The organism is Bacillus sp. SD088 (genome assembly GCF_017355205.1).
Classification (GTDB): domain Bacteria; phylum Bacillota; class Bacilli; order Bacillales; family Bacillaceae_C; genus Lederbergia.
The window spans coordinates 16,862-37,724 of record NZ_JADIJK010000003.1; the positions used below are offsets into that span (position 1 = coordinate 16,862).

Genomic DNA, 20,863 nt, shown 5'->3' on the forward strand with positions numbered 1-20,863 from the left:
TAATTACGTACTCATTTTTGTTTTCCAATGTTTATTTTGTGAAAGAAAAGCGATTCTACGTTATACTCACATTAAATGCTTTGGGTCGAAGCCGTGAAAAAAGGAGGATTTTATTTTGTCATTATTGCATTTTTCGATCATTGCACCACTCATCCTTGCAATTTTCATTCCTTTTTTATACAAGAAGGTGAAAGCAATACATACTGGGTGGTTGATTGTCTGGCTACCAGCCCTATTATTTATTTACTTTCTTCAATTCCTTCCACAAATCCAAAATCAAGGAGCCGTTGAAAAAACTGTTGCTTGGATTCCCTCTTTAGGAATTGATTTTACCGCTTATGTAGATGGGCTTGGATTATTGTTTGCCCTCTTAATTACTGGGATTGGTACGCTGGTTGTCCTTTATTCTGTTTTCTATCTCGATAAGACAAAGGAGAATTTAGGGCATTTTTATGTGTATCTTTTGATGTTTATGGCGGCCATGCTCGGGGTTGTCCTCAGCGATAATTTAATCGTGCTTTATGTCTTTTGGGAGTTGACTTCTTTTTCATCTTTCCTCTTAATTGGCTTTTGGAATCATAAGGAACGTTCCCGCTATGGCGCGCAAAAATCCATGCTACTTACTGTATTTGGTGGGCTTTCGATGCTGGGTGGCTTTTTGATCCTTTCTCTACTAACGGAATCATTCAGTATTCGTGAGATCATTAGTCAAGCTGGCTCCATTTCAACGGAACCACTATTTATTGTTGCATTAATACTCGTTCTACTGGGAGCTTTTACAAAATCAGCCCAGTTTCCGTTTCATATCTGGTTACCAGATGCGATGGAAGCCCCGACACCTGTCAGTGCTTACTTGCATTCTGCAACAATGGTTAAAGCCGGTATTTACCTGGTGGCAAGAATGAGTCCTGTCTTTGCAGAGCAAGGACTCTGGTTGTGGTTAGTCGGTGGGATTGGATTACTCACCCTATTCTGGGGATCAATCAATGCTGTCAAACAAACGGATTTAAAAGCGATTCTCGCATTCTCAACGATTAGTCAGCTTGGCTTGATTATGTCGTTGCTTGGAGTAGGGGCTGCCGCTCTTCATTATGATTATTTGCTAGAGAATTTTTATATGGGGGCAACGGTTGCGGCTGTCTTCCACTTGATCAATCATGCGACATTTAAAGGGAGCTTGTTTATGGTTGCAGGGATTGTCGATCATGAAACAGGAACACGTGATATCCGTAAATTAGGTGGACTTATACAGCTTATGCCGATCACAGCTACAATCGCCTTTATAGGGACCTTTTCGATGGCTGGTCTCCCTCCGTTCAATGGATTCCTGAGTAAAGAGATGTTTTTTACAAGTATGGTCAATGTCTTACACTTGGATATTTTCAACCTAGAGACTTGGGGAGTGCTGTTCCCTGTCATAGCTTGGATTGCGAGTGTGTTTACCTTTATTTATAGTATGATGCTCTTTTTCAAAACATTTACAGGTAAGCTTCAGTCTGAAAAATTGGAGAAAAAGCCACACGAGGCTCCGATTGGGATGCTGGTTCCCCCAATCATCTTAGGCGCTCTTGTGATTGTATTTGGTTTTTTCCCAAATATCTTATCGCAATCCGTGCTAGAACCGGTCGCATCCTCGATCTTACCAAGCCTAGTTGATGCCGGTCATGAGATGGATATTCATATTAAATTTTGGCATGGATTTAACCCGGAATTATTCATGACTTTAGGCGTTATTCTTTTTGGGATTATTTTATATAAAACGATGGAAAAATGGATACCGATTTATGGAAAAATCCCTTCCTTTTTAGCCTTTAATTATGTGTATGATGCTGGTTTAAAGCAATCAGAAAAGGGAGCGAATAGGCTTACAAATTTCTATATGAATGGCTCGATCCGCCATTATATGGTCTATATCTTTATCTCCTTTATCGGGTTTTTAACCTATGCGATTGTGAGAAATCAAGCCTTTTTGGTTGATACATCCAATCTTGCGCCGATCGGCCTGTATGAAGTCGTTTTGAGCTTGATTGTTGTTGCGGCTTCCATTACGATTTTAGTCGCAAAATCGCGGCTTACTTCGATCATTGCTCTAGGGGCTGTAGGCTATACAGTCGCCCTTTTCTTTCTGTTATTTAGAGCACCTGATCTTGTGTTAACACAATTAGTGATTGAAACAGTTTCAGTCGCGTTATTCCTACTTGCTTTCTATCACTTACCAAAATTAAATAGGAAGGAAGAAAGAATGGGCTTTAAGGTAACGAATGCGATTGTCGCGCTTGGTGTAGGGGTCATCGTTACATTGATTGCTTTATCGGCTCATAGTCAGAAATTGTTTGACTCAATTTCAAAATATTATGTTGAAAACACAGCGGACAAAGCTGGGGGTGGAAATATGGTAAATGTCATTCTCGTTGATTTCCGTGGCTTTGATACAATGTTTGAAATTGCAGTCTTAGGCATTGCCGCATTAGGTGTATATGGCATGATTAAATTACGACTTTCAAGGAGGAGAAATGAATGAAGTCCAATGACCTTATTCTACAAACGACGACGAAAATAGCCGTTTTTATCATTTTACTCTTTTCCCTCCATATCTTTTTTGCAGGTCATTATTATCCAGGTGGAGGATTCGTTGGAGGGTTATTAACTTCAGGCGCCCTTGTCTTGCTCCTGCTTGCGTTTGATATCAAAACAGTGGCAAACAGCTTACCCTTTAATTTTCGGATTATGATTGCAATCGGTTTGCTTTTTGCAATAGGAACGGGAGCAGGCGCCCTATTTTTTAACGTCCCTTTTCTTACGCATGCTTTTGATTACTTCAACCTGCCTTTACTTGGGAAGACTTCCTTGCATACAGCCGTCCTCTTTGATATCGGGGTTTACCTTTGTGTTGTGGGAGCGACGATGACCATTATTCAAACGATTGGGGGAAGTGAATAATGGAGATTTTAATGGCGATTTTGATCGGCTTGCTTTTTGCTAGTGCTGTTTACTTGATGCTTTCTAAAAGCTTGCTACGTATTATTATTGGGACAGGCCTTTTAAGTCATGGGGCTCACCTATTACTGATGACGATGGCAGGATTAAAACGAGGAAGTGTACCATTATTAGGGGAACAAGCGGAAACCTATACGGACCCGATTCCTCAAGCTCTTATATTAACGGCGATTGTTATTAGTTTTGGGGTAACGGCCTTTTTCCTCGTTCTCGCCTATCGGGCCTACCAAGAACTAGGTACAGATAATATTGATGAGATGAGAGGTTCTAAAAACAATGATTAATTTATTAATACTACCGATAATCATCCCATTATTGACAGCAGCGATTTTACTTTTCTTTGGTAAAAAAATTTCTGTACAGCGTTGGATTTCCGCCATCTCCTTGATGACTACGTTTGTCGTATCACTATTTTTAATCCATAAGATTGATCAAAACGGTATTCAGACGTTAAACGTTGGTAGCTGGCCAGCTCCATTTGGTATTACCCTTGTCTCGGATATGCTCTCAGCTTTACTCGTCACAACGGCTACCTTGGTCGCTCTAGGCTGTGTCCTTTATTCGTTTTACTCGATTGGAAAAGGTCGAGAAAATTACTATTATTACGCGATTGTCCAATTTCTATTAGTTGGGGTTAATGGAGCCTTTACAACCGGCGATATTTTTAATATGTTTGTCTTTTTCGAAGTGATGCTAATGGCATCTTATGTTCTACTTGTGATTGGCGGAACAAAAATTCAGTTACGGGAATCGATTAAATATATTTTAGTAAATGTCACATCTTCTGCCCTATTTGTTATTACGGTTGGTTACCTGTATTCAATCGTAGGGACTTTAAATATGGCGCATATTTCTGAAAGAATTTCAGAAGTGAACCAACCTGGTATTTTAACCGTAATTGCCATCCTTTTCCTGATTGTCTTTGGCTTAAAAGGAGCGATTTTCCCGCTATTCTTTTGGCTTCCAGGATCCTATTATGCACCGCCTGCACCGATTATGGCTTTGTTTGGAGCATTATTAACAAAGGTTGGCGTGTATTCGATCCTACGCACCTACACATTATTTTTCTATCATGACACAGGCTTTACACATCAACTATTAGCCGTCTTATCGATTTTGACCGTTATTCTAGGATCGATTGCAGCTATTGCCTTTAAGGATATGAAGAAGATCGTTATTTACAATATTATCGTGGCGATTGGCGTCATTACATACGGAATTGCGATGATGAATGCAGATGGTTTATCAGGAGCCGTTTTTTATGTAATACATGATATGATCATTAAAGCTGTGCTTTTCCTATTAGTCGGAATTATCATCAAAATAACGGGCGCGGTCGACTATCGTAAATTTACAGGCCTGATCAATCATTACCCTTTGCTTGGCTGGACATTTTTTATCGCCGTCTTAGCCTTGGCTGGAATCCCACCACTTAGTGGCTTTGTTGGAAAGCTATTGATCGCACGGAGCGGCTTTGCAGCTGGAGATGTGTTTGGGGCGATCGTGATTCTACTATCGAGCCTGTTGGTGCTTTATTCACTAATGAGAGTCTTTCTAAATGGTTTTTGGGGAGACCCCAATGGCAGCAGCAAAAATCCTGAAGTGGCAGTTGGCAAGCTTCTTGTTCCAGTCATCAGCCTCACCATTGTCGCTATCTGTTTCGGAATCTTTTCAGAAGGGGTCTACCATTATATCAGTCAAGCCACAGAGGTATTAATGAATCCTGATATCTATATTCAAGCCGTTTTAGGAAAAAGCTAAACGCCCATAAAGACCGCTTATGGGCGAGATTGATTAGACGAACCTTCTGTCGGCGTTGCTGTAGTACGATCGCTTTCTAAACCAGGTTCAAAGGAGGTTTTTTAGTGGCATTTCAAATTTTATTAAATTTCTTCATGGCATTTCTCTGGATGTTTTTTGAAAGCTCCTTCCAATTAAACACTTTTTTAATTGGCTATTTACTTGGACTCCTCATTATATTTATTATGAGACGTTTCTTTCCATCCAGATTTTATTTAGCCAAAGTGTTTGCGATTATAAAATTGGTCCTTATTTTTATAAGAGAATTACTTCTTTCCAATATAGCTGTTTTAAAGGTTGTATTAAGCCCTAAGCTATCGATACGCCCAGGGATTTTCGCATTACAAACAGAGCTCCGATCCGATTGGGAGATCACATTGCTTTCCCATTTGATCACATTAACACCGGGAACATTGGTCGTGAAATTGTCAGAGGACAACAAAACCTTGTACATTCATGCGATTGATATCGAGGAAGTGGATGATGCGATCAATAGTATTAAACAATCCTTTGAGAAGGCTATTATGGAGGTGAGTCGCTAATGTTAGAGATCATCTTAAAAATTGGATTAGTTGGTTGTAGCTTATCTTCTGCCATCCTGCTCATCCGTGTGATCAAAGGTCCATCCGTGTCAGATAGAGTGGTCGCATTGGATGCAATGGGGATCAACTTAGCGGCGATTACCGCACTCGCTTCAATGATTTATCATACAACAGCGTTTCTTGATGCCATCCTTCTATTCGGAATTCTCTCCTTTATTGGAACCGTGGCATTCTCGAAGTTTCTTGAGAAAGGAGAGATTATCGAAAATGAACGCCGTCGTTGAATGGATTATTGCTCTTTTTGTCCTACTTGGCACCTTCTTAAGTCTTGTCTCTGCTACGGGGGTCATACGCCTCCCCGATGTGTATACGCGAAATCACGCAGCCTCGAAGGCAACGACTTTAGGAGTCCTTTGTACACTTATTGGGACCCTGATTTTCTTTTATGCAAGTGATGGAGTTATTCAATCTCGCGTTTTACTAGGTATCCTTTTTATCTTTATTACCTCTCCTGTTGCCGGCCACTTAATCAGCCGTGCCGCCTATGAAACAGGTGTCGATTTATCAAACTATAGTGTACGAGATGATTTAGCAAGAGATAAGCAAGATTAATGGAAAAACGATGAAGCGTTCGTTCTTGGCGATCGTTCATCGTTTTTCTAATATTGTTTCAGGAAGCAAGCTTATTTCTTCGGCACCACCGCGATCGTACATCTCGAGACACAGATAAGCTGTCCCTCCTCATCGCGAATTTTCACATCCCAAACCATCGTACTTTTTCCATGATGAAGTACCTCTGCGGTCGCTGTGACTTGTCCATTTTGCTTGGCTCGAATATGATTCGCATTAATTTCTAATCCAAAGCAAATTTCTTTCGCAGGATCAATGAGCTGAGCAGCCCCGTAGCTGGCGACCGTTTCAGCAAGCGCAACTGACGCCCCGCCATGCAAATAGCCAAAGGGTTGAATCGTCCGTTCATCAACTGGCATGTTGGCAATGATTGTCCCCTTTTTTACCTCAAGAAAGTGAATCCCTAAATTTTCAACTAATGTTTGCTTTTTCATCTTCAACACCTCTCTATTCATTGTATAATAAAACCCCCAAAATATTGGGGGAATAATGGTCGATCAAAAAATTTATATTAATATCCATACGGACCTATGCCACCATAACCACCATAAGGTCCGTAACCCGGGGCACCACCATACGGGCCACCAGGTCCGTATCCATATGGGACCGGACGTGGTGGATAAGGCAATGGATAATAAGGCCGTGGACGGAAAACCGCATTCGCAAGTCCGCCGCCTAGTAAGCCGCCTACAAATCCACCAATAAGCGGAGCGCCAAAGAAAAAGCGTTGATCTTGATAAGGCTGGGGTCCTCGATAATAATGCATTATTTAGCTACCTCCTTTGTCTATACAGAACTTCTCTATTTTTCTAAGCTTACACACTTAGCCAAAATAGGGCGGAGGCTGAAAAGCGCCTCCTTCTATTCTTTATATGCGACAAAAGCGGAGGTGGATTGGGCATTGTCCTCATTTATAAAATCATCGCCGCGAGCCAGCCAAATAAAATAAGGGGGATATTATAATGTAAAAATGTCGGGACACATGAATCCCAAATATGATTATGCTGTAAATCGGCATTTAAGCCAGCGGTCGGACCTAATGTACTGTCAGAAGCAGGGGAACCGGCATCTCCCAACGCTGCAGCTGTGCCAACTATACAAATGGTCGCAATTGGACTAAAGTCAAGTTCTAACGATAACGGAACAAAAATCGAGGCAATAATGGGGATGGTTGAAAATGAGGAACCGATTCCCATTGTGACAAGTAAGCCGACCACAAGCAGCAGCAAAGCGCCAATCGATTGATGATTTCCAATTAAATTTGCAGCATTATGAACAAGCTTCTCGATATCCCCTGTCTGCTCCAATACCTCAGCAAAGCCAGATGCTGCGATCATTGTAAAACCAATGAACGCCATCATTTGCATTCCTTTGGTAAATAAAGCATCAGACTGTCGCCAAGAGATCGAACGACTAACATATAAAACAGCAATACCAGAAATTGCACCGAACACCATGGAATCTGTGGCGATTTGGACAATCATCGTAACAAAAATTGCCACAATCGAAAAAATCACGCCCCACATTTGATAACCTTCTTTTTCTTCCTCTTTTGCAGAGGTAGAAGAGTTGTATTGACGAGGTTTTCGATATGAAATAAAGACCGCAAATAACAGTCCTAAAAACATTCCAGCTACCGGAATAAGCATCGGCGCAGCAATATCCGCTATTTCGATGTTCAATCCATTTTTGGAGATATTATCGACCAATATTTGCTGGAACAATTGGCCAAAGCCGACTGGTAATAATATATAAGGTGCCGTTAATCCAAATGTGAGAACACAGGCAATTAATCGACGATCTAATTGTAGTTCATTCATAATATAGAGCAAAGGCGGTATGAGTAATGGAATAAAAGCAATATGAATGGGAATCACGTTTTGTGAGAAACAGGCAGTGACGAAAATGACAAAAATAATCAACGTCTTCGATAAAGCTTTTCTTCGCGAGTCTCCTTCTCTCCCCACTACTTTTAAGAGATTTTCCACAAGCCATTTGGGCAAGCCAGCATGAGAAATCGCAACAGCAAAACCACCTAATAAGGCATAACTAAGAGCAATATCTGCTCCGCCACCTACTCCAGCAGAGAAAGCCCCCACAGTCGCATTCACGCCTAACCCGCCAACAATTCCTCCAAACAAAGCTCCGATAATCAGAGCAAAAACAACATTGACCCTACATAAACTTAAGACTAACATCACGACAACAGCGATTACAACAGCATTCATTCAGATAACCTTCTTTAGTTTGCTAAATTGGTAGAGTAATAAAATAACATATTTAAGCTTACCTTTTCTCTTTTATTTTGTCAATATTGGCTCGTTTCCTAAAATAAACAAAGCCGTAAGAATGAAGCGGACCTCGTCCCAACGCTTCTTACGACTTTAAAAATTGAGTTATATTTTTCTCATGTTTATATCGAAATGGTTATGCCTCTTCGTGATTTTCCACTAGTAAGGCAAGGGTACGAACCATCACCCCTGTTGCGCCTGAAGGTCCTAAGGAATGAGCTTTATTTGTAGTGGCGGTCCCAGCAATATCAAGATGAACCCATGGCGTGTCTTCTGCGAACTCGCCAATAAAAGCGCCCCCCATGATCGCATGCCCTTCCCTGCCAGGTGAATTATTTAAATCCGCGATCGTGCTGGAGCGTACGCGTTTTTTATCTTGCTCTGTATAAGGCAAGCGCCAAATGAATTCCCGAGAAGTTTTGGAAGCAAGCAATACTTCCTCAAATAGTTCTTCATGGTTGGTCAAAGCCCCCGTTTTATCTAAACCTAAGGCAACAACCACACCCCCTGTTAAAGTAGCCACATCAATAAGATAATTGGCTCCATGTTGTTTGGCGTATGTCATCGCATCCGCTAAAACTAATCTGCCTTCTGCATCTGTATTTAATACCTCGATCGTTTTTCCGTTCATGGAGGTAATCACGTCATCAGGTTTCATGGCATCCCCACTGATCATATTATCTGTAGCTGGGATAACAGCGACAACATTTTGTTTTGGCCGTACCTTTCCAATCACTTCCATGGCTCCTAGAACAGCCGCCGCTCCCCCCATATCCGTTTTCATCCCAACAATGCCTGTTTTCGGTTTCAGTGAATAGCCGCCAGTATCAAAGGTCACCCCTTTTCCAACTAACCCAATCACGTCATCCCATTCTTTCTTACCCTGATATTTCAACACAATCATATAAGGAGGTTCAACTGAACCTTGGTTGACAGCAAGAAGTGCCCCCATGCCAAGCTTCTCAATTTCCTCCCTCTCTAAAATTTCTACCTCTAATTCCACTTCTTCAGCTAATGCCCTTGCATAAGCTGCTAAATCAGCCGCTGTTAATAAATTCCCTGGCGTGTTGACAAGCGTTCGAGCAGAATTGGTTGCCTCGCCATAAATCTGTCCAACCTGTAAAGAGGATTCGATTTCTTCGGCTGAATTCTCTGTAAACACATCAATATTCTCGATTTCCACATCAGGTTCATTGAGTTTCTGCTTATACCCTTTAAACGCATAAGTTGATAATGAATAAGCCTCTCCAAAAGCAAAAGCCGCTTCTGCTACACTGATCTTCGCGCTTGTAAAAGAATCCAGATCAATGGCAAAAGAGTGAATTCGTAAATCTTGAATTTTTTTACTAGCTTGACCGAGTGCTGTTTTTATATCTGCTTCGGCTTTTTCCCTGCCTAAACCAACAAATAAAAGTCGCTTACTTTTTATTTTTCCAAATGTATGTATGAGCGAAAGCGCCTCATGTTTGGCTGATATATCCCCTGATTTCACTAGCTCTGTTAATTGGCCATCCAATGCCTCATCAAGTGCCTTCAGCCTCCCCGCGAATTTTTCAGGTTGGTCCCATAACCCAACCACCAGACATTCCTGTTGACTTGCAAATAGATCCTCATGTTTCACTGTAAACATACACATACCTCCTTCCATTCAATTATACCGAATGAATGAATGGGATTGAATTAGAAGGACTTAGTAACAAGAAAAAACGCCGGATTTATGGCCCTTACTCTGTTTTTCCTGAATGACATGACGGTCGGATGATTCAGCCTTACGCTTTTTCATAATCCTCTCAATTAACGTCACGGCGTACCCTTCGCCGTTCCCCTTTTCCTCGCTTCATCCTATTTCGGGCACGGCCGCACTCTTCGCCATTCCCTTTTCCTCGCTTCTCCCTACTTCGGGCACGGCCACACTCCTCGCCGTTCCCTTTTTTCTCGCTTCATCCTATTTCGGGCACGGCCGCACCCTTCGCCGTTCCCCTTTTCCTCACTTCATCCTATTTCGGGCACGGCCACACTCCCCGCCATTCCCCTTTTTCGGGCACGGCCACTCAACTTATTCTAACTTTTTCATCCATTCTATGGTTAACGTCACGGCCATACGATTTCGCCCCCTCCCTAATGAGATTCAGCCACCTAATAAAGTGAAACTTCATTCAGTGGGGGTTTTTTTCATCCCCCACTGAATGTTAGTTGAACCAATCAGGTATTTACTGGCAGTTGTCCCCCATTTACAATTCTCGTTTTCACCTCGAATTTTTGAAGTGGGGGACTTACTGCCAGTTGATTCGGGATAAAAAGTCAATCCTTCCCTGCAGTATTTATAATTCTTTCTTAGAATATTTTGTGGTATGATAAAGTGAAACTTCATTCCCGATTGATCTAAATTGGACAAATCGAGGATTTACTAGCATTTGACCCGCTTAAATTCTTGAAGTGGGAAACTTATGCCAATTAATAAATTGAAACCATCTACTTGTGATGGAAAGGATGTCATGGATGAGTCTCCTTCATAATTATCCGCTTTGGATTGCGATATCTGCGATCTTTTTTGCACAGTTTGTAAAAGTACCACTACAGTTTGTTGTGACAAGAAAAGTAAATTGGAAATTAATCACTTCCACTGGTGGCATGCCTAGTTCCCATTCCGCGGGAGTGACGGCTTTAGCGACAAGTGTGGGAATTGATTCTGGCTTTGACTCTACCTTGTTTGCTATTTCGGCTGTTTTCGCTACGATCGTCATGTATGATGCAACAGGCGTTCGCAGACAAGCTGGGGAGCAAGCAGCTGTCATTAATCGGCTACGAGTTGATTTTCAAAATATGATTTCCGATATACAAGCTTGGCAAGGTAGAACAGCCAAACAAAAGCAGGAAGAATTTCAACATTTGAAAGAATTACTAGGACATAAACCAGTAGAAGTATTCTTTGGTTGTGTAACGGGGATTCTATGGGCCATTGTGATCTATAACCTATTTGAATTATTATAATTTAATAGCCCTCTGGTTTTATAAAAGTTCAACCTTAATCAAAAAAAAGATCTGTCTCACCCTCTGCAAAGAGTGAGACAGATCTTTTTATTTATTTTTTTTCAAGAAATTCTGCCGGAATACTTGAATGGATTCTTCTTCATTCAAAGATGCTAGTGTTTCTTCCGTCAACTTCCCATCGCCTTCTTCAATAATAAACACTTCTACCGTTTGTTTTCCCCATTCATTATATACATCGTCCACAGTCTGATAGTACAAATCAATCTTATTGCCCTTTATTTTCGAACCCGTATCCGCAACAACTCCATATCCATAACCTGGAATAAAAAGAATAGTCCCTAGCGGGAAGACTTCCGTATCTGCTGCGATCGTAGAATAGACATCTCTTGTTACCTGAACCCCTGAATAGGTGATGCCATAAGAAGGGTGATCAGGCTCTTTTCCTGTCGATTCTACTCCAGCTGTATAACCAGTGGCAACTACTTCTTTACTCGGATATTTGGACCAATCTTGCTTATCAAGGTCTTCTAGCTGATTTATATCTCGAAGGATATTTCCATGATATGTATCAGGCGCTTCTAGCTTCTCTGCTGTTTCCTTCATGGCCGACATTGTAATTTTTGGATGCTCTTGTGGTTGAGGTGTTGAATGCGTTGTCCACATCATAGCCAATGATTTCATTTGTATCCCCGTTAAAAATTCGATTGTCGTGATAAGTGCTAATGAAAATAACAGCACCATACACGTTCTTTTAATGAATATTTTCATCTTTATTTTATAACACTCCTCTCAAACTATATCTTTTCCCAGTTTGAGAGGTTTTAATCATTAAATGAAACTTCAATCAGTGGGGTTTTCTTCCATCCCACTGATTTGCCCCAAAGCATGACATTCTATCTCATCACTTTCTGTACGTCAAAACGTCTTTATGACCTGCGTTCAGCGGGGATGAACCAATCTGAATCCTAACGGTAGGGATTACTGACCGTTAATGCGGGAAAAATGACCAAAAACCGCTTTAGTTCTTCTCAATAGCCCTTAGATTTCACTCGTTTAGTTCAAAATTTTATGTTTGATAGGGCAGGCAAATCACCATTTTAGTCCCCTTTCCAACGGAGGATTCAACGTCTATTTCCCCACCATGCAACTCGACAATTGCCTTGGCAATGCTCATGCCTAAGCCGAGTCCATCTTCTTTTTCACTGGTATTCGTCCCACGATAATAACGATCAAACAAATTTTGCACAAAGGCCTCTTCCATTCCTTTGCCATTATCCTCGATTTGGATATGCGCCATCTCTTGATCTGCTACAATTCTAACAACAACCTTCGTATGAGGAGGATTATGCTTGATTGCATTATGAATCAGATTGTCCAACACTCTTGTAAACCATTTCGGATCCAACTCAATATAGAGCGGCTGATCAGTCCCAACAAACTTCATTGAAAAATGAGCAAGTGTAAGATCTGCTTTAAATTTCGCCGTGATTTTCTTTACATATTGATTTAACTCTAATTCTTGCTTTTCCAAATGAATCACACTATTTTTCAATTGAAAAACTAAGGAAAAATCATTGACAAGTTGGAGCATATAATCACCTTTGTTGCGAATCACTTTGCCAATCTCTTCAAGCTCACGCCTAGAAAAGTCATATTTATTGCTTTCTAGCATATGTCCATAACCTTGAATTGTCGATAAGGGCGTACGCAAATCATGTGAGATCCCCGCCATCCATTCTTCTCTTGACCGTTCAAGCCTTTCCCTTTCCACCTCTGCCTTATTCAACTTCTCAGCCATCCGATAAAAGGAGTGAAACACCTCTTGATATAGGCGATAGCGGTACTTTGTTTTTCCTTTTTTCTTGAACAGTCGTTTTTTCTCTTTTTCAGTCAATACTTCATCATAGCGTTGATTCTCCATCCGCTCCAACCAATTAACAAACAAAATTAATGGGCGACCATAGCGATAGCCATTCCAAGCAGAAAAGAAAATCGTAACAAGCAAGCTCACTACAATCGAGATGATTAAAATTTGCGCTTCTTGATCAGAAAACAACCAAACCGGTTTTTCTGCCTCTTTACTAGGTACATGCAATACCCATGATATATTGGAAGCAGGGTCATTATAAACCTTTACCTGTGTCGGATGCTTCCCTGGCTCATAAATACGACCAATCAATTCTAATGCATTCCAACTTTGCTCTTCACCCTCGCCAATTGTCTGGACCAGTTCTCCCCCATCAAAGATTTGCAAATAGCTATCCATTTCCTGTAATTCAATTTCGAGAGCAGGGAGAGCTTGTTCCAGCACCATGCCCTCATGACTATAGGCAGAAAACCATTCACCAAGCATTTCTTTATCATTATGCTGGAAGCCAAAGACATAGTAATGCTTCCCATACAACCACGAATCATAATTGGTTCGGATCGGGTAATGATCAATTTCTCGTGTCTCTTCCATTAAAAACAGTTCATTAACCGTGTAGGACGTTGGTAAAGAGGCTGGTGTATGAGCAGAATAAATAACGCGACCATCCTTATTCATAATTTGCATCCACATATCGTTTTCCGCTAATAAGTCTGACCATTTACGATCTAGTTTTACGGTATCATTCTCAATAACAGCTACGGTTGGAATCGCCTCTACTAAGCCATCTGCTGTATTAGTGTTTAACTCATCCTGTGTCATTAAATTGGCTACTAAAATAAGCAAAAAAACAAACAATAAAAAAACGGAAATGAATAGAACAATAAATTGAATAGAAAAATGGAAAGCAAGCCTTCTTTGCAGTTTCATGAGGGGACTTCCTTTACAAGCTTGTAACCAAGTCCACGCACAGTAAGCAGAAAGATAGGACTGCTAGGATCTGGTTCAATTCTTTCGCGAATTCTGCGAATATGAACCATGACCGTATTATCATCAGCCATATGTTCATAGCCCCAGACCGCAGTAAATAGTTGCTCCTTTGATAAAACACGATTCGGGTGTTTGCAAAAATAAAGTAACAATAAATAGACTTGGGCCGGACACGGTACCATTTTCCCTTCGACAAGTAAGTCCCCTGTTTCCTCATCTAAAATAAAGTGCCCGAAATCATGTCGCTTTTTATGATGGCGAATGGGAGAAGTGCTCACGTCTTGCTTTCTTCTTAGTTGCGCTTTAATGCGAGCAACAATTTCAAGCGGGTTAAATGGCTTTGTCACGTAGTCATCCCCGCCTTTATCAAACCCTGTTAAAACATCAAAATCAGTTATCTTTGCGGTTAAAAATAACACATACGCATCCGAATATGCACGGATTTTCTCACATAAGTCAAAACCATTTGCATCAGGGAGCATAACATCTAAGACAATAAAGTCGATTGCTACCTTTCGAACCCACGCCATTGCTTCCTCGCCTGTCTCTGCTTTATATATATGGGTAAATCCTTCTTTTTTTAACACCATTTCAACCATCTGCATGATTGCTACTTCATCGTCCACTAATAAAATCGGACTGTCTTTCATAAGTCTCACTCCTTCTCCCTCATCCTAGCATAAGAACCTTTCTTATAGTTAAACAAGTTGTCGTAAGAATTAAGGCAATGGTAAGGTTCAGGTTGCTTCCTGGTTAATTCCTTCTCTTATGATGAAAACAGGATCAAATGTTTTTAGGAGATGGTTAAATGAAAAATAAAAAGAGTAGAGTTCAAGCTATTGATGGGATTCGTGGATTTAGCCTATTAGGCATACTATTAGCAAATCTGTTGATTTTTCAGTACGGCATTTGGGGAAAGGATGAAATGGAATTCTTCACGCTCTCCCCCATGGATTCCTTTCTGAATGAATTTTTACGGATTTTTGTAGAAGAAAGCTTTATGCCGATTTTCACCTTTCTTTTTGGCTATTCGTTGATGATGTTGAAAGAAAATTTGGAAGAGAAAGGGCTGAAGGTAAAACGATATTTTGTGCGGAGATCCATTTTTTTGTTGGTAGTGGGTGGCTTACATGCAACGTTTTTATGGGAAGGGGATATTTTAACTTTTTATGGCATTATGGGCTTTTTCCTTTTACTGTTTCTCAAACGCAAACAAAAGACCATTCTCGTTTGGGGCATCCTGCTTTCCTCCTTATTACTGCTATTTGTCGGGATTGGTGCCTTTATAGATGGCGGGCAGACTGAACTTGCTTCTCCCCAAAAATTAGCCCCTTATATTGAAAAGACCAATGATATTTACGGAACAGGTACCTATCAAGAAATCAAATACCACCGTAATCATGAAGATCCTTTAGGAGAGGATGTCTATTTCTTGCTGTTTGCGAGCCTTTTTTCTCCGATTTTCACGGCGCCTATGTTTCTCTTTGGCATGTATGCAGCAAAACGCAAACTATTTTTCAATCCATTAAAGGAAAAAAATCTTTATAAATATGCTGCAGCCATTCTAGTTCCTGTTGGGCTCGTCTTAAAAACCATATATCAGTTCTTCCCAGAAACAAGCTGGGCAGAATTGGCAATTACACTCGGCGGACCATTGCTTGCAGTTGGATATATTTTCAGTATGGCGCTTTTATACTGCCAAAATTGGTCAGGGGAACTGCGTATACTGTTGGAAAGTGTAGGAAAATTATCCCTGACGAATTATATATTACATACAATCGTCTGTACAACCATTTTCTATGGGTATGGCTTAGGGCAATTCAGCAAAATGGGCATCGGCTTCAGCATCCTTCTCGGCCTTGCCATCTTTGGATTGCAAATGTTCATTAGTCGCTATTATTTAATTTATTTCCGTTCTGGCCCACTTGAGCTGATCAACCGAATGTGGACCTATTTCTCCTGGACAGGAAGACTGAAAAAACGAAAAAAGCAGTCGAAAGCTGCATAAAGGGAAACTTCAACAGTGGGTTTTCCTCCCATCTCCACTTATTTGAGAGGATCGAAGGCTTAAATTCGTGCCGCCCTGGCGACAGGCTCAAAATACGACACCCTGCATAGTAGTCCTTATACGTCGCATCGCCTTTGTGACCAACAGCCTATTATTAGGCCTTTTACTCAAAAAAGCGGAAGCGGATATCCAGCCACGTACAAATTTAAAGGGGTTTGATGAAATAAAAGAATTAATATTGACTTATCCTAGGAAGAAACCGTAACTTTGATAGGCGCTAGATTAGGGGAGTTCATCCTCATCTAATGCGAAGTAAATTTTACTTATTAGGATACCTCATCGTAAAATGAAATTGATATCCTATTTTTTGACAAAGGGAGGGATAAATATATTGAAGATGAACGATGTATCCATCAGAAAGATGAAACATACTGACTTTGAAGTAATGGCACAATGGTTGAGTACTAAAGAGGTGTTGGAATTCTATGGAGATGTGAATGCCCCATTTACTTTGCAACAGGTGAAGGATAAATACGAACCGAGGGTGAATGGCGCAATTCCTATCATCCCTTATATTGTTGAATTAGACAGCATGTCCATAGGCTTTATGCAACAGTATAAACTTAGTAAAGAAGAACAAGAAAAATTGGACTATCCTGCACATTTCAATATATATGGAATGGATCAATTTATTGGTATCCCTTCGCTTTATAACAAAGGGATTGGAGCAATCATGGTTCGTCTAATGCTGGATTATATAGCTCATCATACCGATGCCGAGATCATTCTATTAGACCCAGCTGTGTCCAACATAAGGGCAATAAGATGTTATGAAAAATGTGGATTCATGAAAGTGAAAAAAATAAATGATGAGACGAATTGGTTAATGGAATATAGAAGGAGGTAGGTAATGTGAAAAGGGCGCATAACGCCAAAAGGCCACTCTCCCCTTTTGGCGTTCTTTTGCTAATGATACTAGTAATCTTTCAATTTCAAAATCTCAAGCTGAAAGTTTAGGATTGACCAGCGAGGTGTCAGCATCTATTTATCGACCCTCATTTAAAACATCCGGTAACCTTTTGCCCTGAGGATGCGCATAGTAAAACCGGATAAAATCGCTCCCACAAGACCAGCACATAGAATTGTAATATCTGCTGGGGCCAGATTCGTCAAATTCTTTCCTAATTGCGAGAAAGCTGTTTTACTATTTGTAAAATATTGACTGAACGGCAATGTATTTATAATCAATAATGCAACAACCGGATACACAAGAGCCATGACCCATGTCATACGCAATAGCATGTTTAGGATAAATCCAATCCCAAAAAAAAGCACAAAGAAAAGTAACATTGAAATAATTAAAACTGGTAAACTCATGGATGGCACAGATATTTCCCCCTTATTTTACACTATCTTTCAGTTTACTGAATCTAGCAGAACGCGTCAATCGGAATTACTTGTAAAGTAAAAAAAGCGCAAGCGCCCGTTTAGCGACGTACAAACTTTTTAGGGTTCTGACGAGATAAAGGAAACACCATGAGCTTGGAAAGCGAATGGATGTTGACTTATCGTAGGAAGAAACCGAAAGTTTGCTAGTCGCTGGGCGCTGGAGCTGGATGTCAAGCCGCAACGTAAACAGTTATCCACAGGCCAAGAATTTTATAGTTTCCTTAACAATAAAAAAAGCGCAAGCGCCTATTAGGAAGCTGCGATGGTTGCGTGTTTTAATAAGCGCCTATGAACATATTTCTGTGATATTTCGACAGTTTTGTGTCCATAGAATTAGCTATGAACACATTTCTGCGATATTTTGAAGATTTCGTGTTCATAGAAAAAAAGAGAAGCTTCCAAAAAGGTCAGTCATTGACCTTTTTGGAAGCTTCTTTTCATAACCTTTATTTAAATAAGTTAAATTTACCTTTTTTCATGGTGAGCGGTACGCCGCCAATCATCAGTAGTGCACGATTATCAATCATTTTCTTCATGAAAGAAGCTTTTGTGCCGGTTACTTTTTTACCGAAGACAACTCCAATCGCATCATCATCACCAAGAGAGCATACTGTTCCCTTGTTATCAAAACTAAACGTTTGAAGATCTGTATTACCGTTAATTAATTTGGTAAAATTCCTCGCTAAAAGTTCTCCCTGCTGCATAGAAATTTGTGCTGTTGGTGGGAAAGGACGATTAATTTCTTCGTTAATAATCAAAGCACAGTCCCCAATAATAAAGACATCTTCATATCCAGGTGCACGTAAATATTGATCTACTTTTACACGGCCACGCATATTTTCGAATCCTGATTCTTCAACGATTGGGTTACCACGAACCCCAGCAGCCCAGACAACTGTTTGAGCTTTAATTTCTTCTGTTTCGTCTTCTCCTTTTGCCACGACGATTCCATCTGGTGTCGCCTCTTTAATGGCTGTTCCAATCATAAATTCAACGCCTTTTTTCTGTAGGTTTGCCATCGCATATTGAACAAGCTCTGGGTCAAATCCTGGTAAAGCGGTTGGCGCAGCTTCCACACAAACGATCTTCACTAATTTTTGGTCAATATCATATTCTTTACAAAGCTCTGGAATACGATTACCAAGTTCACCTAGGAACTCAATTCCGGTAAAGCCTGCTCCACCGACTACGATAGTTAAACGCTCAGGATCCTTTTCTCCCTCAACTTTATACGTCGCAAATTGATATTCAATATGCTCGCGAATTTGTCTAGCAGCATTCACGTTTACAATTGAAAATGCATATTTGTCTAAACCTTGAATACCAAATGTTTCAGGAGCAGCACCTAGAGCGACAACCAAATAATCATAAGAAAGCTCTTCGTCTTCAAGAATCACTTTTTTTGATTCAGGCTCTATCTTTGTTACCGTTTTTTGGACAAAATTTACTTTCCCTGGATTAATCACCTTCGAAATATCATAACGTACTCGGTCATGATGAAGTGTTCCAGCAGAAGCTTCATGAAGCCATGTTGTTTCATAATGATAGTCATTCTTGTTTACCAATACAATATCAGCATCATTATTTCCAAGATACTTTTGCAATTGAGTCACGGTCATAAGTCCACCGTATCCAGCACCTAGCACGACAATTTTTGGCCTGTTCATAGTATATCCCTTCCCTTTTACATCTTCTTCTTTTAGAGGATGTTCAAAAATTCCGGTAAAATTGACACTTCAGGATATATGGTCTTCGACATCCTGTAACGAACATCGAAGTCAGTAGATCCTGTACAAGTCCGCTACTCGAAATTGCGCCGTTTCGAACTTCTTGGTCCTTTTATCCTCTTTTTTGAACACGTACTTTAAACGGGACGTTCAAAAAGCCTAGTAAAAATAACACTTGAATTTCTTAATTGTCTGTTTCAACAAAACCTGACTTTTCCTGTGCAAATTTCCTATTTGATACAGCCTCTTTCTGAAATTCTCGCTTTTTTTAAATCTTCTTTTTGAACACTTATCTAGAGAAAGCACGAAATATAATGTGATTCTATTCACGTACCACACTAGAAACCCAGAATGTTGTCACAAATTATTAACATTAGTCTCAATATACATTATATGCTTTTATTCACCTTTTTCAAGCAGTTATTTTAATCCAATTATTTTTTTTATTATTTTGAAGCTCTTTATTGTATTTTATTAGGTGATTCGATATTATGTAACACTAGCAACTATATGGTATGATAGAGAATGAATTTTCTTAGTTACTACAGGAGGGATTTTCTTTGAAAGAAGATCAACAAATATATGATATTACCATTTTAGGTGGTGGACCAGCAGGCATGTTCACCGCATTTTATGCCGGCTTGCGTGATTCCAGTGTGAAGGTGATTGAAAGCCTACCGCAATTAGGTGGACAACTTTCAACGCTTTACCCTGAAAAATATATATACGATGTTGCAGGCTTTCCAAAAATTAAGGCGCATGACCTTGTCCAAAATCTCAAGGAGCAAATGGCGATGTTTTCTCCTACCTTATGTCTTGGTCAATCTGTATCCAATCTGGAGAAATTAGAAGACGGGACGTTTAAATTAACATCGGATCAAGAGATTCATTATTCAAAATCCGTGATTATCACAGCGGGAATTGGAGCTTTCCAACCTCGTCGTCTTGAATTCGATAGTGCTATTCCCTTTGAAGGAAAAAATCTTCATTATTTTGTCGACGATATGCAACAGTTTAAAGGACAACGTGTAGCGATTTTGGGTGGTGGCGACTCTGCCGTCGACTGGGCCTTAATGCTTGAGCCGATTGCCGAAAAAGTTAGCCTGATTCATCGACGGGATAAATTCCGTGCCCATGAGAGCAGCGTAACCCAATTACAAAACTCCAAAGTCGAAATATTAACACCCTTTGTGGCATCAGACCTTATTTGCGATCAAATCGCCATCCGTAGTCTAGAACTTGAGGAAGTCAGAGGAGATCGCAAGCATACTGTGGAATTGGACTCTCTTATTTGTAATTATGGCTTTATTTCTTCCTTAGGCCCTATTAAAGAATGGGGTTTAGAGATCGAAAAAAACTCGATTGTGGTCAATAGCCGCATGGAAACAAATATCCCAGGAATCTATGCTGCAGGCGACATTACCACCTATCCCGGTAAAGTCAAACTTATTGCTACAGGTTTCGGCGAAGCCCCAACGGCCGTTAGCAATGCAAAAGCCTATATTGATCCAAAAGCACGTCTACAACCGATGCATAGTACTTCGTTATTTGAGTAGTAAGCAAAAAATCAG

The 20,863-nt window shown here is 40.3% G+C and carries 20 protein-coding genes; 11 read left to right on the forward strand and 9 right to left on the reverse strand.

Annotated features, from left to right (window positions below):
* Positions 1-115: 115 nt before the first annotated feature.
* The 7 genes from IPU53_RS03100 (at position 116) to mnhG (ending at position 5,951) form a co-directional block, all read left to right on the forward strand.
* On the forward strand, positions 116-2,521 hold the full coding sequence (locus IPU53_RS03100) for a Na+/H+ antiporter subunit A (protein ID WP_207447566.1): 2,406 nt from the start codon (positions 116-118) through the stop codon (positions 2,519-2,521).
* Positions 2,518-2,940: a Na(+)/H(+) antiporter subunit B gene (locus IPU53_RS03105; protein ID WP_207447568.1), complete on the forward strand. Its 423-nt coding sequence runs from the start codon at positions 2,518-2,520 to the stop codon at positions 2,938-2,940. The genes IPU53_RS03100 and IPU53_RS03105 overlap by 4 nt, the downstream gene beginning before the upstream one ends.
* Positions 2,940-3,281 (forward strand): Na(+)/H(+) antiporter subunit C, encoded by a 342-nt coding sequence (locus tag IPU53_RS03110; protein WP_207447570.1) that lies wholly within the window; start codon positions 2,940-2,942, stop codon positions 3,279-3,281. Before IPU53_RS03105 ends, IPU53_RS03110 begins: the two co-directional genes overlap by 1 nt.
* Positions 3,274-4,758: a Na+/H+ antiporter subunit D gene (locus IPU53_RS03115; RefSeq protein ID WP_207447572.1), complete on the forward strand. Its 1,485-nt coding sequence runs from the start codon at positions 3,274-3,276 to the stop codon at positions 4,756-4,758. Before IPU53_RS03110 ends, IPU53_RS03115 begins: the two co-directional genes overlap by 8 nt.
* 104 nt (positions 4,759-4,862) lie before the next feature.
* The gene (locus IPU53_RS03120; protein WP_207447574.1) at positions 4,863-5,339 is read left to right on the forward strand and encodes a Na+/H+ antiporter subunit E; all 477 of its coding nucleotides are present in this window, start codon (positions 4,863-4,865) and stop codon (positions 5,337-5,339) included.
* A complete protein-coding gene (locus IPU53_RS03125) occupies positions 5,339-5,623 on the forward strand; it encodes a Na(+)/H(+) antiporter subunit F1 (RefSeq protein WP_207447576.1) in 285 nt (94 codons plus the stop codon). Before IPU53_RS03120 ends, IPU53_RS03125 begins: the two co-directional genes overlap by 1 nt.
* Positions 5,607-5,951 carry a monovalent cation/H(+) antiporter subunit G gene (mnhG, locus tag IPU53_RS03130; RefSeq protein ID WP_207447578.1) on the forward strand — a complete coding sequence of 115 codons (345 nt, stop codon included), beginning with the start codon at positions 5,607-5,609 and terminating at the stop codon, positions 5,949-5,951. Before IPU53_RS03125 ends, mnhG begins: the two co-directional genes overlap by 17 nt.
* A 71-nt stretch (positions 5,952-6,022) precedes the next feature.
* Here the strand turns inward: mnhG and IPU53_RS03135 are convergent, their stop codons facing one another.
* The 4 genes from IPU53_RS03135 to IPU53_RS03150 form a co-directional block, all read right to left on the reverse strand.
* On the reverse strand, positions 6,023-6,403 hold the full coding sequence (locus IPU53_RS03135) for a hotdog fold thioesterase (protein WP_207447581.1): 381 nt from the start codon (positions 6,401-6,403) through the stop codon (positions 6,023-6,025).
* 77 nt (positions 6,404-6,480) lie between these two features.
* Entirely contained in the window at positions 6,481-6,735 is a 255-nt protein-coding gene (locus IPU53_RS03140; RefSeq protein WP_207447583.1) for a hypothetical protein, read from the reverse strand.
* Positions 6,736-6,880: 145 nt separating this feature from the next.
* On the reverse strand, positions 6,881-8,197 hold the full coding sequence (locus IPU53_RS03145) for a Na+/H+ antiporter family protein (protein WP_207447585.1): 1,317 nt from the start codon (positions 8,195-8,197) through the stop codon (positions 6,881-6,883).
* A 199-nt stretch (positions 8,198-8,396) separates the two neighbouring features.
* Complete coding sequence (locus tag IPU53_RS03150) at positions 8,397-9,890, reverse strand: leucyl aminopeptidase (protein ID WP_207447587.1); 1,494 nt, start codon at positions 9,888-9,890, stop codon at positions 8,397-8,399.
* Positions 9,891-10,759: 869 nt separating this feature from the next.
* On the opposite strand from IPU53_RS03150, the gene IPU53_RS03155 reads away from it, so the two are divergent.
* The gene (locus IPU53_RS03155) at positions 10,760-11,251 is read left to right on the forward strand and encodes a divergent PAP2 family protein (RefSeq protein ID WP_207447589.1); all 492 of its coding nucleotides are present in this window, start codon (positions 10,760-10,762) and stop codon (positions 11,249-11,251) included.
* 87 nt (positions 11,252-11,338) lie between these two features.
* On the opposite strand, the gene IPU53_RS03160 is transcribed toward IPU53_RS03155, so the two are convergent.
* The 3 genes from IPU53_RS03160 to IPU53_RS03170 form a co-directional block, all read right to left on the reverse strand.
* Complete coding sequence (locus IPU53_RS03160) at positions 11,339-12,019, reverse strand: 3D domain-containing protein (RefSeq protein WP_207447591.1); 681 nt, start codon at positions 12,017-12,019, stop codon at positions 11,339-11,341.
* Between the two features lie 298 nt (positions 12,020-12,317).
* Entirely contained in the window at positions 12,318-14,048 is a 1,731-nt protein-coding gene (locus IPU53_RS03165; RefSeq protein ID WP_207447593.1) for a HAMP domain-containing sensor histidine kinase, read from the reverse strand.
* Positions 14,045-14,758 (reverse strand): response regulator transcription factor, encoded by a 714-nt coding sequence (locus IPU53_RS03170; protein WP_207447595.1) that lies wholly within the window; start codon positions 14,756-14,758, stop codon positions 14,045-14,047. The genes IPU53_RS03165 and IPU53_RS03170 overlap by 4 nt, the downstream gene beginning before the upstream one ends.
* A 158-nt stretch (positions 14,759-14,916) precedes the next feature.
* Here IPU53_RS03170 and IPU53_RS03175 point away from each other — a divergent pair, with 158 nt between their 5' ends.
* Both IPU53_RS03175 and IPU53_RS03180 read left to right on the forward strand, forming a co-directional pair.
* Positions 14,917-16,116, forward strand: a complete 1,200-nt coding sequence (locus IPU53_RS03175; RefSeq protein ID WP_207447598.1) for a DUF418 domain-containing protein — start codon at positions 14,917-14,919, stop codon at positions 16,114-16,116.
* A 397-nt stretch (positions 16,117-16,513) separates the two neighbouring features.
* Complete coding sequence (locus IPU53_RS03180) at positions 16,514-17,023, forward strand: GNAT family N-acetyltransferase (RefSeq protein ID WP_207448052.1); 510 nt, start codon at positions 16,514-16,516, stop codon at positions 17,021-17,023.
* Positions 17,024-17,175: 152 nt separating this feature from the next.
* Here IPU53_RS03180 and IPU53_RS03185 read toward each other — a convergent pair whose 3' ends face one another.
* Entirely contained in the window at positions 17,176-17,493 is a 318-nt protein-coding gene (locus IPU53_RS03185) for a YuiB family protein (RefSeq protein ID WP_207448054.1), read from the reverse strand.
* A gap of 518 nt (positions 17,494-18,011) precedes the next feature.
* Positions 18,012-19,232, reverse strand: a complete 1,221-nt coding sequence (locus IPU53_RS03190) for an NAD(P)/FAD-dependent oxidoreductase (protein WP_207447600.1) — start codon at positions 19,230-19,232, stop codon at positions 18,012-18,014.
* A 677-nt stretch (positions 19,233-19,909) separates the two neighbouring features.
* Here IPU53_RS03190 and IPU53_RS03195 point away from each other — a divergent pair.
* A complete protein-coding gene (locus tag IPU53_RS03195; protein ID WP_396019897.1) occupies positions 19,910-20,848 on the forward strand; it encodes an NAD(P)/FAD-dependent oxidoreductase in 939 nt (312 codons plus the stop codon).
* Positions 20,849-20,863: the final 15 nt, after the last annotated feature.

Coding starts and splice junctions, on each gene's coding strand:
- IPU53_RS03125 (WP_207447576.1), top strand. CDS start 5,339: ATGTTAGAGATCATCTTAAAAATTGGATTAGTTGGTTGTAGCTTATCT.
- IPU53_RS03140 (WP_207447583.1), bottom strand. CDS start 6,735: ATGCATTATTATCGAGGACCCCAGCCTTATCAAGATCAACGCTTTTTC.
- IPU53_RS03160 (WP_207447591.1), bottom strand. CDS start 12,019: ATGAAAATATTCATTAAAAGAACGTGTATGGTGCTGTTATTTTCATTA.
- IPU53_RS03165 (WP_207447593.1), bottom strand. CDS start 14,048: ATGAAACTGCAAAGAAGGCTTGCTTTCCATTTTTCTATTCAATTTATT.
- IPU53_RS03180 (WP_207448052.1), top strand. CDS start 16,514: ATGAACGATGTATCCATCAGAAAGATGAAACATACTGACTTTGAAGTA.
- IPU53_RS03135 (WP_207447581.1), bottom strand. CDS start 6,403: ATGAAAAAGCAAACATTAGTTGAAAATTTAGGGATTCACTTTCTTGAG.
- IPU53_RS03185 (WP_207448054.1), bottom strand. CDS start 17,493: ATGAGTTTACCAGTTTTAATTATTTCAATGTTACTTTTCTTTGTGCTT.
- mnhG (WP_207447578.1), top strand. CDS start 5,607: ATGAACGCCGTCGTTGAATGGATTATTGCTCTTTTTGTCCTACTTGGC.
- IPU53_RS03115 (WP_207447572.1), top strand. CDS start 3,274: ATGATTAATTTATTAATACTACCGATAATCATCCCATTATTGACAGCA.
- IPU53_RS03145 (WP_207447585.1), bottom strand. CDS start 8,197: ATGAATGCTGTTGTAATCGCTGTTGTCGTGATGTTAGTCTTAAGTTTA.
- IPU53_RS03155 (WP_207447589.1), top strand. CDS start 10,760: ATGAGTCTCCTTCATAATTATCCGCTTTGGATTGCGATATCTGCGATC.
- IPU53_RS03170 (WP_207447595.1), bottom strand. CDS start 14,758: ATGAAAGACAGTCCGATTTTATTAGTGGACGATGAAGTAGCAATCATG.
- IPU53_RS03105 (WP_207447568.1), top strand. CDS start 2,518: ATGAAGTCCAATGACCTTATTCTACAAACGACGACGAAAATAGCCGTT.
- IPU53_RS03110 (WP_207447570.1), top strand. CDS start 2,940: ATGGAGATTTTAATGGCGATTTTGATCGGCTTGCTTTTTGCTAGTGCT.
- IPU53_RS03150 (WP_207447587.1), bottom strand. CDS start 9,890: ATGTTTACAGTGAAACATGAGGATCTATTTGCAAGTCAACAGGAATGT.
- IPU53_RS03175 (WP_207447598.1), top strand. CDS start 14,917: ATGAAAAATAAAAAGAGTAGAGTTCAAGCTATTGATGGGATTCGTGGA.
- IPU53_RS03195 (WP_396019897.1), top strand. CDS start 19,910: ATGTTCACCGCATTTTATGCCGGCTTGCGTGATTCCAGTGTGAAGGTG.
- IPU53_RS03190 (WP_207447600.1), bottom strand. CDS start 19,232: ATGAACAGGCCAAAAATTGTCGTGCTAGGTGCTGGATACGGTGGACTT.